Here is a 15,927-nt window from a genome sequence, read left to right as displayed (position 1 = left end):
GGGTCACTCCGGTACGACGGCCGTCACCCCCGCCGTCACTCCCGCTGCGCGCGGCCGACGGCGCTGAGCACCGCCCGTACGCCCGCCGTGAGCACCGAGCCGTCCCGCCCGGCGCCCCACACCACCTGTCCCCCGACCCGGGCCTCGACGTAGGCGACAGCGTCGCTACCAGCACCAGCACCCGCCCCGACGGCGTGCTCGCTGAAGTGCAGGATGTCGACCCGCAGCGCGTCGGCCACCGCGTCGAGCGGCCCGGCGCCCTCGCCGCGCCGGCCGTCCACCTCCGCCCAGTCGTCGCCGGCCTGCCACGGCCAGTCCGGCGCCGCGTCCAGGTACTCCGCGCGGAAGAGCCCGTACAGTTCCTCCGCCGTCACCTCCCGCCCGCTGTCGTCGGTGGCCTCCTGCACGACCCGGGAGAACTCGATCTGGAGCCGCCTCGGCAGTTCCAGCCCGTGCCCGGTCTGGAGCAGGTAGGCGATGCCGCCCTTGCCGGACTGGCTGTTGACCCGGATGACCGCCTCGTAGTCGCGGCCGAGGTCGGCCGGGTCGATCGGCAGGTACGGCACCGACCAGGGCGCCTCGCGCGCCGGGACGCCGGACTCGGCCGCCACCTTGGCGTGGTGGGCGAAGCCCTTCTTGATGGCGTCCTGGTGGGTGCCGGAGAAGGCGGTGTGCACCAGGTCCCCCGCGTAGGGGTGGCGCTCGTGCACGGGCAGCCGGTTGCAGTGCTCGACGGTGCGGCGGATCTCGTCGAGGTCGGAGAAGTCGAGCATCGGGTCGACGCCCTGGGTGTGCAGGTTGAGCGCCAGCGTGACCAGGTCGACGTTGCCCGTCCGCTCGCCGTTGCCGAACAGGCATCCCTCGACCCGCTGGGCGCCGGCCAGCACGGCCAGTTCGGCGCAGGCGACGCCCGTCCCCCGGTCGTTGTGCGGGTGGACGGAGAGGATCACCGACTCGCGGCGCTCCAGGTGCCGGTGCAGGTACTCGATCTGGTCGGCGTAGACGTTGGGGGTGGCGATCTCGACGGTGGCGGGCAGGTTGTGGATGACGGGCCGGTCGGGGCTGGCGTCCCACAGTTCGGTGAGGCCGTTGCAGACCTCCAGGACGTAGTCCGGTTCGGTCAGGTTGAACACCTCGGGCGAGAACTGGAAGCGCACCCCGGGCCGGCCGTCGGCCCGCCGTGCCAGGTGGGTGGCGGCCTCGGTGATCAGGGCCCGCAGTTCGTGGCGGTCGCGCCCGAGGACGACCTCGCGCCAGAGCGGGGCGGTGGCGGTGTAGAGGTGGACGACGACGCGGGGCAGGCCTTCGACGGCCTCGAAGGTGCGGTCGATCAGGTCGGCGCGCGCCGCCGTGAAGACGACGATGGTGACGTCCTCGGGCACCGCGCCGGGCACGGTGGCCAGTTGCCGGACGAAGTCGAAGTCGGTGCGGCTGGCGGAGGGGTAGCCGACCTCGATCTCCTTGAAGCCCATGGCCAGCAGCAGGTCGAACATCCGCTGTTTGCGTGCCGGGTCCATGGGTTCGGCGAGCGCCTGGTTGCCGTCGCGCAGGTCGACGGGGACCCACAGCGGGGCGTGGCCGATCCGCCGGCCGGGCCAGCGCCGCATCAGCGCGGGGACGTGCACGCGCTCGTGGGCGGGCCGGTAGCGGTGGGAGGGCATGGCACCCGGGCGCTGCGGGTTCCAGGCGGGGGCGGTGACCGGGACGGGGCCGGCGGGGGTACGCAGGGTCGGGAATCGCATGATGAGTCCTTACGGAGGTACCGGTGGACCGGCAGGACGGCGCCCCGCAGCGGGGTGCCGGTCCGGTCACGCCCCGCTGCGGCCACCAAGAAGAAGGCCACCCAGAGGGAGACTCCACGGCTGCATGCCGGGTAGACTAACCACGAACCAAGTCCTCAGACAAGCTGACAGGTGAACGCGAATGTCCCCGCTCGGCCCCCTCCACCGCTCCCCCCTCGTCGACCAGGCCACCCGACGCCTGGAGGAGCAGATCACCGCCGGACACTGGCCGGTGGGCGGGAAGCTGCCGGGCGAGGTGACCCTGGCGAAGGAGCTGGGCGTCGGGCGCTCGACCGTCCGGGAGGCGCTGCGCGCGCTGGCCGGCGCCGGGATGGTGCAGAGCCGGCAGGGGTCGGGCGTGTTCGTGACGGCGGACGGGCCCGCCCTGGACTGGCCGACCCGGCTGCGCCGGGCGGAGCTGGCGCACGTCTACGAGGTGCGCACCATGGTCGAGGTGCAGGCGGCCCGGCTGGCGGCCGCGCGCCGCACGGAGGCGGACCTCACCGCCGTGGACGCGGCGCTGGCCACCCGGCTGGCGGCGGGCGGCGCGGACGACGCGGCCTTCGTGGACGCCGACATCGCGCTGCACACCGCCGTGGTGGCGGCCGCGCACAATCCGGTGCTGGACGATCTGTTCGCCCAGTTCGCGCCCGTCCTGAGGGAGCACCTGGTGGCCCTGGTGGGGGTGCTGGGGCTGCGCAGCGGGGACCCGAACCACGGCTACGCGTCGCACGCAGACCTCGTCGGGGCGCTGCACCGGGGCGACCCCGAGGAGGCCGGGCGGGTGCTGGCGGCCGAGCTGGAGGCCACCCGGTCGCGCCTGCTGGCCGACTGAGCGGAGCGGGCGGGGCGGGGCGAGCGGCAGCCGACGGGGCAGCCGACCGACCGGGCGGATATCCGGAGCGCGGGCACACAGTTTTCACACAGCGGTCACCCGGCCGCCCGCTCCGACGGCCGACGCCTCGTCAACCCGCTCCGAACTGGGATGCTTCGAGCACGTACGATCAACCGTCAGATGACATTGTGTCCGGAGCGTGTGTGACCACGGTCCAGGCGGCGAACGCACTTTCACTCCAATCACACGGTATGACTAGTATCGCCTCGTCAAGCCCGTGCCCCGGACGGCCCGCCCCGCTCAGGCCGGCCGCCATCCCCAAGGAGACTGCTCTGCGCGCGCGTGCGAATCGGCGGCCCCCGACGCCGAAGGCCCCCCGCAGGCGTCCGCGCCTGTCACTGCGGACGGCGCTGCTCGTCCTCGCCGTCGTCCCCAGCATCGCCCTGGCCGCCCTGTGGGCGGTCACCAGCGGCGAGACCGTCTTCGCCTTCCAGCGCCAGGCCGCCCAGGGCCTGCTCGCCCAGAAGGCCGGCCAGCCGTCCAACATCGTCTACTACAGCCTCCAGGAAGAACGCCGGCTCAGCGCCGAGGCGCTCGCCCGGCCCGGCGGCAACACCGACCAGCTGCGCCGCCAGCGCCAGCAGACCGACGACGCGGTCCGCCAGTTCCAGGTCCTCTCCGGCGAGACCGCTGACAGCGCCCCCGAAGAGGTCCGCACCGCCGTCACCGAGGCCCGCCAGGCGATGGGCAAGCTCGCCGAACAGCGCGCCGCCGTCGACCACGGCTCGATCGACCAGCAGACCCTCTACACGTACTACACCGACCTGATCGCCGTCGACCTGCGGCTGTTCACCGCACTCAGCCACGTCGACACCGGCGAGGTCACCTGGATCTCCAAGACCCTGGTGAACGCCTTCTGGGCCAAGGAGATGCTCGCCCGCGAGGACGCCATCCTCGCCCGTGGCTGGCCCACCGGGCGGCTCACCGTCACCGACTACCAGCAGGTCCAGCAGTCCGTCGGGGCGCAGGAGCACCTCTTCGCCGTCCAGGTCGTCCCGTACATCCCGGACGGCGAGTCCGCCGCCTGGCACGACCTGATGAACAGCCCCGCCTGGCAGGCCAAGGCCGCCGTCGAGCAGTCGCTCACCAAGCCCACCGCCGCCGAGGCCAACGGCACCGTCAGACTCCCAGCCGCCCAGGACCAGTGGCGCCAGGCCCTCGACCAGCTCAACCCGCAGCTGGTCAAGGTCATCGAGACCCGCACCAGCGGCATCGTCGACGTCGGCAAGGGCACCATCCTCTCCCTCCTCACCACGGTCGTCCTGACCACCGTCGTCGGCCTGATCACCGTCGTCGCGGTGATCATCGCCTCCTGGCGGCTCAGCCGCTCGCTGCGCCGGCGCATCAAGGAACTCCAGACCCAGGCCGAGGAGATGGAGCGCACCCTCCCCGAGGTCGTCGAACGCCTCGGCCGCGGCGAGCAGGTCGACGTCGAGACCGACACCCGCACCATCACCGCCGGCTCGCACGGCAACGGCACCGACGAACTCGCCCGCCTCGGCCAGGCCCTCAACCTGGCCCGCGCCTCCGCCGTCGAGGCCGCCGTCAAGCAGGCCGAACAGCACCGCGGCTTCGAGCGGCTGCTCCAGCGCATCGCCCGCCGCACCCAGCTGCTGATCGGCCGCCAGCTGCGCAAGCTCGACGAGCTGGAACGCAAGCACGAGGACCCGGAGGTCCTGGAGGGCCTGTTCGACCTCGACCACCTCACCGCCCGCCTGCGCCGCTACGAGGAGAACCTCGTCATCATGGCCGGCGGCCAGCCGCAGCGGCGCTGGCGCAAGCCCGTCCCGCTGCTGGACGTGCTGCGCGCCGCGCAGGGCGAGGTGCAGGACTACCGCCGGATCATGATCGACGTCGAGGGCCACCCGTGGCTGTCCGAGCGGGCCGTCGGCCCGGTCGCGCACGTGCTCGCCGAGCTGATGGAGAACGCCACCACCTTCTCCAAGCCGCCCACCCCGGTCGAGGTCCGGGCCGCCATGGTCGGCCGCGGACTCGCCGTCGAGATCGAGGACCGCGGCCTCGGCATGGACCCCGAGCAGTACGACGCCGCCAACGAACTGATGAGCCGCCCGCCCCGCACCGACGTGCTCGCCCGGGCGGACGACGTCCGCCTCGGCTTCTACGTCATCGCCCGGCTGGCCGCGCACCACGGACTCAAGATCGAGTTCCGGCCGTCGGCCTTCGGCGGCACCCGGGTCGTCGTGCTCGTCCCCGACGAACTCGTCATCGACGGCGACGCCGGACTGCCCGACGCCGCCCCCGTCGAACCGATCCCGCTCGTACGGCGCTCCCGCAAGGCGCTGCTCACCGCCTCCAACGAGGCCCCGGAGCCGGCGCCGGCGGGGCCTCCGGTCGCGCCCGTGGACTCCTTCCCGCCGGGAGAGTCCTTCGCGCCGGCAGAGCCCCTCCCGCCCGTGGAGACCTTCGCCGCGGCCGACTCCTTCCCTCCGGTGGAGTCCTTCCCGCCGGTGGAGGCGTTCGGGCAGGTCGAGGCCTTCGGGCAGGTCCAGCACGTGGAGCAGCCCGGGTACGCCGAACCGCTCGGGCACGTCGAACCGCTCGGGCAGACCCAGCAGCTCCCGCAGACCCAGCAGTTCCCGCACGACCCGCTGACCGCCCCCGTCCAGGCCTTCGGGCACGTCGAGTACGTCCAGCCCGAGGCCTCGCCCGCCGCCGAGCCCGCGCCCGCGCCGTTCCCCGCCCCCTACGCCGAGCAGCCGATCGAGCACAGCTCCCCGGCCCCCGACGCCCCGGCCGACCAGCGGCCCTCGCACGACGTGCCCGCCTACCCGGACATCGCCTACGCCCGGGTCACCGACGCCGAGGCCCCGTACGCCGACGAGCAGTACCGCCCGGCCGACCACTACCGGCTGGCCGAACGGCGCCAGCGCCGCGAGTACGCCTCCGCGGTGCCGCTCAGCCCCACCGAGACCGAGCAGCCCCCGCTGCCCCAGCGCGTCCGGCAGGCCAGCCTGGCCGCCGAACTGCGCGTCCCGCCGGCGCCCCGCCCGCAGTGGGCCGAGCCCGCCGCCGGGCCCCGCGCCGAATCCGCCGCCCAGGGCACCGAGCCCGCCGGCGGCCCCTTCCAGCGCCCGGCGAAGCGTTCCGGTGCGACGATCGGCGCCTTCCAGCGCCAGTCCCGTGCCGCCCGCGCCCAGGACAGCGGCGAGCACCCGCTGCCCGGGGCCGTGACCCCACCGGCTCCCCCCACCGCCCCCGCCGGCTCCCCGACGCCCGCGCCCGGCCCCTCCCCCTGGGCCCTGCCGGCCGCGGACCCCCGAACCACACGAACGGATGACCAGTCATGAACCGAACGATCGCCACCCACCAGGACCTGGACTGGCTGCTGGACGGACTCGTCGACTCGGTGCCCGGGACCAGGAACGCCGTCCTGCTCTCCGACGACGGCCTGGTCGTCAGCCACTCCCGCACCATCGAACGCGCCGACGCCGAGCGCCTCGCCGCCGTCGCCACCGGCCAGCAGAGCCTCGCCCGCGGCGTCGGCCAGCTCTTCGACGGCGGGGCCGTCCACCAGGTGATCGTCGAACTCGCCGAGTGCTGGCTGTTCATCATCGCCGCCGCCCAGGGCACCCACCTGGCCGTCGTCGCCTCCCAGGAGGTCGACGCCGAGGTCATGTCGGTCGCCATGCACACCCTGGTGCAGCAGGTCGGCCAGAAGATGACCACCCCGGTGCGGGCCGAGGCCGGCGCCGCCTCCCCCACCGGCTTCGACGCCTTCGCCGCCCGGAACCGGAGCTGACACCGGTGGGCCCGTACGGAAACGGGAGCGGTAGCGGTAGCGGGAACGGGCAGCGCGGCGGGGTCCCGCACTGGAGCGAACTGTCGGACGAGGACGCCGAGGACGAGTCGGGCGCCATGGTGCGCCCGTACACCATCACCCGCGGCCGCACCGCCCCCGAGCGCGACGACCTCACCCTGATCACCGTGCTCACCACCGTCGAAGACGAGGCCGCCCGGGCCCTGGCGCGGGGCAGCCGCGCCGGTGCCCGCGGCCTCCAGCCCGAGCACCGGATGATCCTCGACCACTGCCGGCGGCCCGCCGCCGTCGCCGAGGTGTCGGCCGGCCTGGACCTCCCGGTCTCGGTCACCAAGATCCTGCTGGGCGACCTGGTCGCCCAGGGCCTGCTGCGGGCCCGGGCACCGCTCTCGGTCGCCCGGGCCGCCGGAGGCGTGGACCTCGGCCTGCTCACGGCCGTTCGCGAAGGACTCCGGAGACTCTGAACCATGGCAACACCCCACCCCAGCAGTGCCGCCGACGCCGGCGTCGCCACCGCGCCGGCCGCCGTCAAGATCCTCATCGCGGGCGGCTTCGGCGTCGGCAAGACCACCCTCGTCGGCTCCGTCAGCGAGGTCACCCCGCTGCGCACCGAGGAGTACCTGACCCGGGCCAGCGTCGGCGTGGACGACCTGTCCGGCGTCGACCAGAAGGACACCACCACCGTCGCCCTCGACTTCGGCCGGATCACCGTCAGCCCGGACCTCGTCGTCTACCTGTTCGGCACCCCCGGGCAGGAACGCTTCTGGTTCATGTGGAACGACCTCGTCAACGGCGCCCTCGGCGGCATCGTCATCGCCGACACCCGCCGGCTCGACACCAGCTTCGCCTCCATCGACTTCTTCGAGAGCCGGGGCATCCCCTTCGTCGTCGCCATCAACTGCTTCCACAGCCACAACACCCGCACCCCCGACGAGATCCGGGCCGCCCTCGACCTCGACCCGCAGGTGCCGATGCTCCTCGGCGACGTCCGCGAACGCGCCTTCGGACGCGACCTGCTGCTCGCCCTCGTCGACCACCTGATGGACCTCTCCGCCGCCCCCGTCGGCTGAACGTCGGCTGAACCACCTCCCTTCCCCAGGAGCCACCCCATGACCTCACCCCTGCGCGTCCTCGTCCACGGCGGCGGCATCGGCGGGCTCACCCTCGCCACCGCCCTCGCCAAGCGCGGCCACCACGTCGACGTCGCCGAACTGCGCGACCAGCTGGAAGCCCTCGGCGTCGGCATCATCCAGCCCTCCAACGCCCTCCACGTGATGCGCGAGATCGGCGTCCTCGACGACTGCCTCGCCGCCGGCTTCGAGTGGGAGGTGCTGACCATCTGCGACCCGACCGGCGCCACCCTCGCCAAGATCCCGCAGCCCCGGATGGGCGACGCCCCCTCCAACAACGGCATCCCCCGCCCCGCCCTCGCCCAGGTGCTCGCCACCGCCGCCACCCGGGCCGGCGCCACCCTGCGCTTCGGCACCACCATCGCCGACCTCGCCGAGGACGCCGACGGCATCGACGCCACCCTCACCGACGGGCACCGCGGCCGCTACGACCTCGTCGTCGGCTTCGACGGCATCGGCTCCCCGCTGCGCAAGCGCCTCTACGGGGAGAAGTACGCGCCCGAGTACACCGGCTTCGCCAACTGGCGCGTCACCCTGCCGCGTTCGCCCGAGGTCCAGGGCGTGGTGATGTCCACCGGCAACCTCAAGGCCAAGGCGCTGCTCACCCCGATCAACGACGACCTCATGTACCTGGGCTCGGTGTTCGCCGAGGCCGAGGACTTCCGGCCCGACCCCGGGCACGCCCACGAGCAGCTCGCCGAACGCCTGGCCGGCTTCGGCGGCCCGATCGCCGAGGCCCTCGCCCAGGTCACCGACCCGTCCGCCGTGGTCTACTCGCGGATCTCCCAGGTCAGCGTCGAGGAGCCCTGGCACGTCGGCCGGATCGCGCTCGCCGGCGACGCCGCCCACGCCTCCACCCCGCACCTCGCCCAGGGCGCCGCGATGGCCGTCGAGGACGCCCTCGTCCTCGCCCAGAGCCTGGACGCCGCCGAGACCGTCCCCGCCGCGCTCGCCGTCTGGGAGGAGCGCCGCCGCCCCCGCGCCATGTGGGTCCAGGCGCTCTCCCGGGCCATCCTCAAGCAGGAGACCGGCACGCCCACCACTCCGGAGGAGGACGAACTCCTCAAGGTCGGCATCCCCGGCGCCGCCCACGTCCTCGTCCAGCCGTACTGAGGCCCCTGTCCGGCCTGCTGCACAGCCCCGTGCAGCAGGCCGGCGGCCGGCTCACGCGCCGGCTCACACGTCGGCTCACGCGCCGGCGAGCTCGTGCCGCCGCTGCCACACCGCCGCCGAGACCCGGGCCAGCAGCCGGGCCGCCGGGTCCGTGCGGTCCTCACCCGAGGCCAGCGGACCGGTGTAGCAGACCGCGATCAGGTAGGGCGGGCAGTCCTGCGGGTGGACCAGGCCCACGCTGTGCCGGGCGCCGGGCACCCAGCCGTTCTTGAAGGCGATCCGGGTGTCCGGCGGCAGGCCCGCCGCCAGGTCCACCCGGAACGCGTTGCGCTCCAGCAGCGCCAGCAACTCCGGCTCCCCGCCCAGGGAGTGCAGCAGCCGCACCAGGTCCCGCGCGCTCACCAGGTTGTGCACCCCGGCGTCGCGCGCCGCGTAGTCCTCGATCCCGCGCGGGCTCGCGCTGCGCGTCGCCCCGGCCCGCCGCCACGCCTCGGCCACCGCCGCCCGGTCGACCCGGGCCAGGCACAGGTTGGTGGCCAGGTTGGAGGAGTGCGTGATCATCCGCTCGGCGAGCAGCCGCAGCGGCACGTGCGTGCCCAGCAGTTCCCACGGCAGCGGATCGCTGTCCCAGTCGGGATCGTTGCCGAACTCCCCACCCACCACGGACTCGAACCGGTTCACCACCGGCACCTCGGCATCGAGATCCACCCCGCCACGGGCGAGCGCCGCCAACACCGCGACCTTCATCGTGCTCGCGGCATCGTGCAGTTCGTCCGGCGCCCGCACGAACACCGGCTCCGCCTCGCCCGCCCAGGGGGCCACCACCACAGACAGCATGGAGGAAGAGTAGGGGAGATCGGGCCGAACCGGGCGGTCGCGGGGAACGGGAAGTCGGCGGCTCCGACGTCCCGCTCCCCGCGACCGCGCTCAGGCGCCGTTGCGGCGGCGGCGTCGCTCGTGGAACAGCACCGCTCCACCGTCCACCAGCAGCAGCCCGAGGCCGACCACGGCGGCGAACAGGACGCCGTCACCCGCCCCGGTGGAGGCGAGCGGCCCGCCGGGGGCCGTACTCGGGCTCGTAGTCGGGCTCGGGCTCGGGCTGCCCGAGGCGGTCGACGCGGCGGACTCGCCGAGGCCCGTACCCGGACTCTCGCTCGGGCTCGGACTCGGACTCGCGCTCGGACTCGGACTCGCGCTCGGACTCGCGGGTCTCCTGGCGGTGATGGGTGCGGATGCGCAGGAAGTCGGTCAGGCCGACTTCCTGCGCGTCAGCCTTCCAGCGCACCGGCACCGGATCATCGCCCTGGGACACGAACTGTCGGTACGTCAGAAGTACGTCAGGAGCAGTAGCACCGCTGCCCGGCGTACCGCCCGAGCAGCAACCGGACCCCGAGCCCGGGGCGTGCCCGGGTCAGCTGCTCGGGCGCGGGGACGGCAGGGCCGCGGAGCCCGCCGCCAGGGGCCATTCGCGGTGGAACGGCGGCAGCGGGTACGTGCCCTCGATGACCGGGGTGCCGAAGACCTTGAGGTGGGCGAGCAGCGAGCCGGTCAGGTCGACGCCGCCGACCAGCGACCAACTCCCTTGGGCCTGCGGCGGGTTGCCGGAGGAGTCGGCGGTCAGCGAGCCCTCGACCTGGGCCCGCAGGTAGGGGGCCACGGTGGTCTGGACGCCGACGGTGTCGTAGAGGCCGACGGAGACCTCGGCGCCGAGCGCGGCCCGCACGCCGGCCTTGCCCGTGAGGCGCACCCGGATCGGGGAGACCTTGGTGTCGGCGTCGGTGGTCGGGGTCCAGCCCTTGCCGCCGGTGTAGTCGGCGCGGACGGCCCAGGTGCCGGTGGCCTCCTGTTCGGCCTCCAGGTGGACCTGGCCGTCGGCGCTGACCTCCAGGTAGCAGGTGAGCTTCAGGTTGACCACGACGGGCAGTCCGGCGACGGTGAGCACCGGGCTGGCCTGCAAGGTGGCGAAGGGCAGCCGGACGGGCGCGGCGCCGGTGCTGCGCGCGACGTCGCCGGTGACCTTCCACTGGGCGTGGGCGCCGAGGTCGAAGCCGATGGAGGCCGTGCGCGGGCTGCCGGCGGCGGCGCCGTGGTAGGCGAAGTGGACGGCCGGGTGCAGCTGGAGGGAGCCGGAGGCGTCCACGCTCGCGCCGTCGGGCAGCGGGACGGGGGCCTTGACGTCGACCTCCAGGGTGCCGGAGGCGTCGGCCTTCACGCCGCCGCCGTCCGCACCGACGACGGCCTTGAGGTCCTTGACCAGCGGGGTGACGGTGATGCCGTGCGGGTCGACGGGCACCCGGCCGTCGGCCTCGGTGCCGCCGAGGAGTTCGGCGAGGGTGGCGGGGCGGGTGGTCAGGTTGAGGCTGGTGCCCGCGCCGGGGCGGACGCCGGTGACGGCGACCAGCGCGCCCTGGGGCGCGGCGGCGGTGGGCGGGCTGGCGATGAGCTGCCCGGGCTGGACGGCGGGGGCGGGGGTCGGCGTCGCGCCGGCGGTCGCGGTGGGCCCGGCGGCCGGTGGCGCCGAGAGGACGGCTGTGCCGCCCGCCGGGTCGTACGCGGTGAGCTGGAGGTTCTGCCCGGCGGGGGTGGCCGCGCCGCCGTCCTTGGCGGGGGCGGCGACGGCGGCCTGCCGGTCGCCGGCCGGGGCGGCGGTGACCGGCGCACCGACGGCGCCGGCGACACCGGCAGCGCCGGTCGGCCGTGCGGTGGCGGCTGTGGTGGTCGGGGCGGCGGCGGCCCGGGCGCGAGGGGTGCCGGCGGCCGGGGCTGTCGGGGCCTGGCCGCCGGCGGCGGCCGTGGTCGTGGTCGTGCCGGTGGTGACGGCCGCTTCGGTGGTGCCGATGGCGGCCTGCGGAGCGCCGGAGGTGGTCGGCCCGCAGGCGGCGACCCCGGCGAGGGCGAGGGTGAGGAGGGCGGGGCCGACGGCCCTGCCTATGGAGCTTTTGAACACGCGGCGTCATGTTACTGACGGGGAATAAGTTTGTCGAAGACAGGCCAAGCAAGGTAAAAGGCGCAGGTCAGACCAGCCGGTCCACGGGCAGCGGCTCTCCCGGCAGCGGGCCCACCACGGCGTCCGCCGCCAGCTCGGCCAGGTACCGGGAGCGGGGTACCGGCTCGGCGCCGAGGCTGCGGATGTGCGGACTGTCCCACTGGGCGTCGAGCAGCCGCCCGCCGGCCGCGCCGAAGCGCGCCCCGAGGTCGGCGACGGCGACACGGGCGGCGTCGGGGCGGCGGTGGAACATCGAGTCGAGGCTGAGGACGGGCCCGGCGGCGACGCCGAACACCCCGCCGATCAGCTCCTCGCCCTCCCACACCTCGCCGCTGTGGGCGGCCCCGAGCACATGCAGCTGCTCCAGTGCGGCCCGCAACTCACCCGTCAGCCAGGCTGGTTGGCGGCCCTCGGCACAGCGGGCCAGCACCTCGCCGAAGGCCCGGTCGGCGCTGGTCCACCACTGCGGCCGGTGGCGCAGCCGCCGGGCGAGGCGGCTGCCGAGCCGGACGCCGTCGGGCGGCAGGACGGGCCGGGGGTCGGGCGACCACCAGGCCAGCGCGTACGGGTCGTTCCCGCCGGGCAGCAGCATCACCTCGCCCGCCTCGACGGCCTGTTCGTAGCGCGCCTCGTTGTAGGCGCCGGCGTACTCGTCCGCCGCGGGCATCGGGAACAGGCCCCGACGGTACGCCGCCAGCAGGTCCGGCGCGCCGAGACCGGCGCCGAACGCCACCGGCCCGTCCCCGGGCCCGCGTTGGACGTCCAGCCCGTCGAAGGGGCTCATGCCGGCGGCCCGAGGAAGCCCTCCGCCGCCAGCCGCTCCAGGTAGTGGTCGAGCAGGCCGGCGTCGACGGCGGGCAGGTCGATCCCGCTGCCGGCGAGCGCGGCATTGGTGTTGGCGCGGTCGAACAGCGGGAAGACGGGCCGGAAGTACAGCTCGCTGATCGACAGCGCCGATCCGGGGGCGCGGTCGACGAACAGCGGGACGAACGGCGTGATGGGGTGGGCGGGGTGCCCGGCGGCGAAGCGGACCAGGCCCTGCACCCAGTCGCCGTACGGGAGTTCGGCGATCGGGTGGCCTCGGGCCCGGAGCCGTTCGGCGAGGTCGGCGAGGTCGGCGGGGCGCGGCGAGGTGAGGTGGTAGACCTCGCCGTCGGCGGGGGCGTGGGCGGCGATGTGGGCGACGGCGCGCGCGAAGCGGTCGGCCGGGACGAAGTCGAGCGGCAGCAGCACGTCCGGGCAGGTGCCGCTGTCCGCCAGGTACGCGATGAGCGCGCAGATCTCGGTGCCGGTGTTCATCACGCCGGTGGCGAGGTCCCCGGTGACGTCGTTGGTGCGCAGCACGGTGACCGGGAGCCCGGCGGCGGCCGCCTCGTGCAGCAGTTGTTCGGCGACCCACTTGCTCTCGACGTAGCCGACGCCGAGCCGGTCAGGGTGGGCGAGCGGGGTCCGTTCGGTGACCTCGCGGACGCCGGCCGCGCCGAAGCCGGCCAGCACGGCGAGGGTGGACAGGTAGTGCACGGGTACGCCCCGGCTGAGCCCGGCGAGGCGGATGATCTCGCGGGTGCCGCCGACGTTGGGCGCGCGCAGCTGGTGGTACGGGTAGAGGAAGTTGACCTGCCCGCCGAGGTGGTGGACGGCGTCCAAACTCCCGGCCAGCACCTCGAACTGACGTTGCGTCAGCCCGAGTCTGGGTGCGGCGAGGTCGCCGACCAGCGGCACCACCCGGGTGTCGGTGAGGTCGCGCCGCAGGAAGCGCTGCTGGGCGGCGCGCAGGCGTTCCAGCGCGTGCTCCTCGTCGGGGGCGCGGACCAGGCAGTGGATCCGGGCCCGGGTGGTGGCGAGCAGGGCGTGCAGCAGGTGGGCGCCGCAGAAGCCGGTGGCGCCGGTGAGCAGGATCTCGGCGGGTTCGGCGCGGCTGGGCGCCGGGCTCCAGGACTGCTGGACGGGGTGGGCGAGCCGGGCTTCGGCGGCCCAGTCGACGGCGGTCTCGGCGGGGCCAGGGCCGGCTCCGTCGACCCGGGCGGCGCCGTCGGCGCGGGCGGCCTGGACGGCGGTCGCGAAGGCGCGCAGGGTGGCGTCGCGCAGCAGGGCGCGGGTGAGGGCGCGGACGCGGGTGACGTCGAGGCCGAGCATGATCCGGGCGCGGGCGAGCATCTCCATGGCCAGCAGCGAGTTGCCGCCGAGGGCGAAGAAGTCGTCGGCGGGGCCGACGTCCTCGACGCCGAGCAGTTCGGCCCACAGCTGCCCGATGGCGTCCTCGACGGCTCCCCCGCCGCCCGCCGCCCCGGTGCCGCCCGGGCCGGGCCGGCCCGGGGTGCGCGGCTCGGCGTGCGGCAGCCGGCGGCGGTCGACCTTTCCGGCCGGGGTGAGCGGCATCCGGTCCAGCGCCACGAAGGCGGCCGGGAGCATGTACTCCGGCAGCCGTTCGGCCAGGTAGGCGCGGAGCCGGTCGCGGCGGGCCCCGGCACCGGCCGCGGCGTCGGCGTGGTCGGCGAGCGTGTAGTAGGCGGTGAGCGCGCGGCCCCCGTCGGGGTCGCCGCCGTCGGCGGCGACCCGGGCCTGCCGGACGTCGGGGTGGGCGGCGAGGGCGGCCTCGATCTCGGCGGGGTCGACGCGGTGGCCGAGCACCTTCACCTGGTCGTCGAAGCGGCCGAGGATCTCCAGCTGCCCGTCGGCCCGCCAGCGCCCGGCATCGCCGGTGCGGTACATCCGCTCGCCGGGCACCGGCGCGTACGGGTCGGGGACGAAGGCCTCGGCGGTCGCCACGGGGGCGCGCCAGTAGCCCCGGGCGAGGCCGGGCCCGCCGAGGTGGATCTCGCCCTTCTCGCCGGGCCGTACGGGGGACAGCCGGGCGTCCAGGACGTGCACCCGCACGCCGGGCAGCGGGCGGCCGATCGGCACCGGCGCGGCCGGGCCGCCCGGGCCGGCGGCGTCCAGCAGCGCGGGGGTGACCTCGCAGAGCGTGGAGGTGACGGCGGCCTCGGTGACCCCGTAGGCGTTGACCAGCCGGACGCCGGGCAGCCGGTCCAGGCAGCTGCGGCAGTCGTCGGCGTGCACGACGTCCCCGCCGACGACGACCAGCCGCAGCCCCTCCGGGCCGGGCCCGCCGGGCGGGAGCAGCGTGAGCACGTGGTGCCAGTAGGCGGGGGTGAGGTCGGCGACGGCGAGGCCGAGTCCGCGCATCCGGTGGACGAGTTCGGTGGGCGCCCAGGTGCGGCCGCCGCCGAGGACGAGGGTGGCCCCGGCGAGCAGGGTCGCGAAGACCTGCTCCAGTGCGGTGTCGAAGCCGAGCGCGGCGAGTTGCAGCACGCGTTCGCCGGGGGCGAGGCCGTAGGCGTGGACGACCCGGTCGAGGGTGAACACCAGGGCGCGGTGGGTGACGGGGACGCCCTTGGGGGTGCCGGTGGTGCCGGAGGTGTAGATCAGGTAGGCGAGGTCGTCAGGCCCGGCACCGTCTAGCCCGGTGACGACCGGCTCACCGCCGCCGTCCGGCCCGTCCACGCCGTCCACCGGCAGCGGCTCGACGCCCGGCAGCGCCCCGCCCTCGGTGACCGCCACCCGCGCCCCGCTGTCCTCGACCAGCCGGGCCAGGCGCCGCGCCGGGTACGCCGGGTCCAGCGGCAGCAGCGCCGCACCCGCCTTCAGCACGCCGAGCCAGGCGACGACCAGGCCCGCGCCGCGTTCGAGGCAGACCGGCACCACCTCCTCGGGGCCGACCCCGCGGGCCCGCAGCGCCCGCGCCAGGCGGTCGCTGCGCCGGTCCAGCTCGCGGTAGCTCAGCGTGGCATCGTCTGCGACGACGGCGACCGCGTCCGGGTACTGCGCGGCGCGGGAGCGCAGCAGTCCGTGCACGGTGCCGCCGCCGCCCGCGGCCCGCCCGCGGCCGCGCTCCCCGGGGGAGCCGAGCCCGGGGAAGCCGAGCCCGGGCGGGCGCCATTCGCGGGCCACGTGGGCCCGGCAGTCGTCGCGGCCGGCCGGCCCGTACACCAGGTGCCAGCCGCCCGGCACGGTCAAGTCGCCGGGCCAGATCGCGTACTGACCGCTGTCGTTGCGAACCACGGCGTGACGCCCGGAGTTCACATCCGTTCGTACGCCCTGTGCGCTGTCTGCTGCGTCGTCCACCGGCTTGACCTCGTGCTGTGGCGGCAGTTTCCTGGGAGGTGCGACATTTCCGACTATACGCACTCAGGGCACAGGACGAACGTCCGATCGCAACCCGACCGGACGCGACGCTGCCGTGT

At 74.9% G+C, this 15,927-nt stretch carries 12 protein-coding genes; 6 read left to right on the top strand and 6 right to left on the bottom strand.

Translation table 11 applies throughout. The annotated features are described in order from the left end of the window. Positions 1-35: 35 nt before the first annotated feature. Complete coding sequence (locus AB0R04_RS00365; RefSeq protein WP_363366753.1) at positions 36-1,742, bottom strand: 2-isopropylmalate synthase; 1,707 nt, start codon at positions 1,740-1,742, stop codon at positions 36-38. A gap of 181 nt (positions 1,743-1,923) precedes the next feature. On the opposite strand from AB0R04_RS00365, the gene AB0R04_RS00360 reads away from it, so the two are divergent. The 6 genes from AB0R04_RS00360 (at position 1,924) to AB0R04_RS00335 (ending at position 8,697) form a co-directional block, all read left to right on the top strand. Next, positions 1,924-2,616: an FCD domain-containing protein gene (locus tag AB0R04_RS00360; RefSeq protein WP_363366751.1), complete on the top strand. Its 693-nt coding sequence runs from the start codon at positions 1,924-1,926 to the stop codon at positions 2,614-2,616. Between the two features lie 251 nt (positions 2,617-2,867). Further along, the gene (locus tag AB0R04_RS00355; protein ID WP_363366750.1) at positions 2,868-5,984 is read left to right on the top strand and encodes a nitrate- and nitrite sensing domain-containing protein; all 3,117 of its coding nucleotides are present in this window, start codon (positions 2,868-2,870) and stop codon (positions 5,982-5,984) included. Next, the gene (locus AB0R04_RS00350) at positions 5,981-6,436 is read left to right on the top strand and encodes a roadblock/LC7 domain-containing protein (RefSeq protein WP_363366748.1); all 456 of its coding nucleotides are present in this window, start codon (positions 5,981-5,983) and stop codon (positions 6,434-6,436) included. Before AB0R04_RS00355 ends, AB0R04_RS00350 begins: the two co-directional genes overlap by 4 nt. A gap of 116 nt (positions 6,437-6,552) precedes the next feature. Further along, positions 6,553-6,918, top strand: a complete 366-nt coding sequence (locus AB0R04_RS00345) for a DUF742 domain-containing protein (protein WP_350883136.1) — start codon at positions 6,553-6,555, stop codon at positions 6,916-6,918. 3 nt (positions 6,919-6,921) lie between these two features. Next, positions 6,922-7,524 carry an ATP/GTP-binding protein gene (locus AB0R04_RS00340; RefSeq protein WP_363366746.1) on the top strand — a complete coding sequence of 201 codons (603 nt, stop codon included), beginning with the start codon at positions 6,922-6,924 and terminating at the stop codon, positions 7,522-7,524. Positions 7,525-7,563: 39 nt separating this feature from the next. Next, positions 7,564-8,697 (top strand): FAD-dependent monooxygenase, encoded by a 1,134-nt coding sequence (locus AB0R04_RS00335; RefSeq protein WP_363366744.1) that lies wholly within the window; start codon positions 7,564-7,566, stop codon positions 8,695-8,697. Between the two features lie 75 nt (positions 8,698-8,772). On the opposite strand, the gene AB0R04_RS00330 is transcribed toward AB0R04_RS00335, so the two are convergent. From AB0R04_RS00330 to AB0R04_RS00310, 5 genes are all read right to left on the bottom strand, one after another. Then, positions 8,773-9,534, bottom strand: a complete 762-nt coding sequence (locus AB0R04_RS00330; protein WP_063349791.1) for a serine hydrolase — start codon at positions 9,532-9,534, stop codon at positions 8,773-8,775. A 190-nt stretch (positions 9,535-9,724) separates the two neighbouring features. After that, positions 9,725-10,009, bottom strand: coding sequence for a hypothetical protein (locus tag AB0R04_RS00325; RefSeq protein ID WP_363366742.1), 285 nt, complete (start codon positions 10,007-10,009; stop codon positions 9,725-9,727). 99 nt (positions 10,010-10,108) lie between these two features. Beyond that, positions 10,109-11,644 carry a hypothetical protein gene (locus AB0R04_RS00320; RefSeq protein WP_363366740.1) on the bottom strand — a complete coding sequence of 512 codons (1,536 nt, stop codon included), beginning with the start codon at positions 11,642-11,644 and terminating at the stop codon, positions 10,109-10,111. 67 nt (positions 11,645-11,711) lie between these two features. Next, a complete protein-coding gene (locus AB0R04_RS00315; protein WP_363366738.1) occupies positions 11,712-12,467 on the bottom strand; it encodes a leucyl/phenylalanyl-tRNA--protein transferase in 756 nt (251 codons plus the stop codon). Then, positions 12,464-15,766 (bottom strand): amino acid adenylation domain-containing protein, encoded by a 3,303-nt coding sequence (locus tag AB0R04_RS00310; RefSeq protein ID WP_363367313.1) that lies wholly within the window; start codon positions 15,764-15,766, stop codon positions 12,464-12,466. Before AB0R04_RS00310 ends, AB0R04_RS00315 begins: the two co-directional genes overlap by 4 nt. Positions 15,767-15,927 lie beyond the last annotated feature (161 nt).

Origin of the sequence: Kitasatospora sp. NPDC056731 (assembly GCF_040687675.1) — a bacterium.
Lineage (GTDB): Bacteria > Actinomycetota > Actinomycetes > Streptomycetales > Streptomycetaceae > Kitasatospora.
The sequence above is the reverse complement of the archived record's forward strand: the minus strand, read 5'-3'. Positions and strand labels throughout refer to the sequence as shown.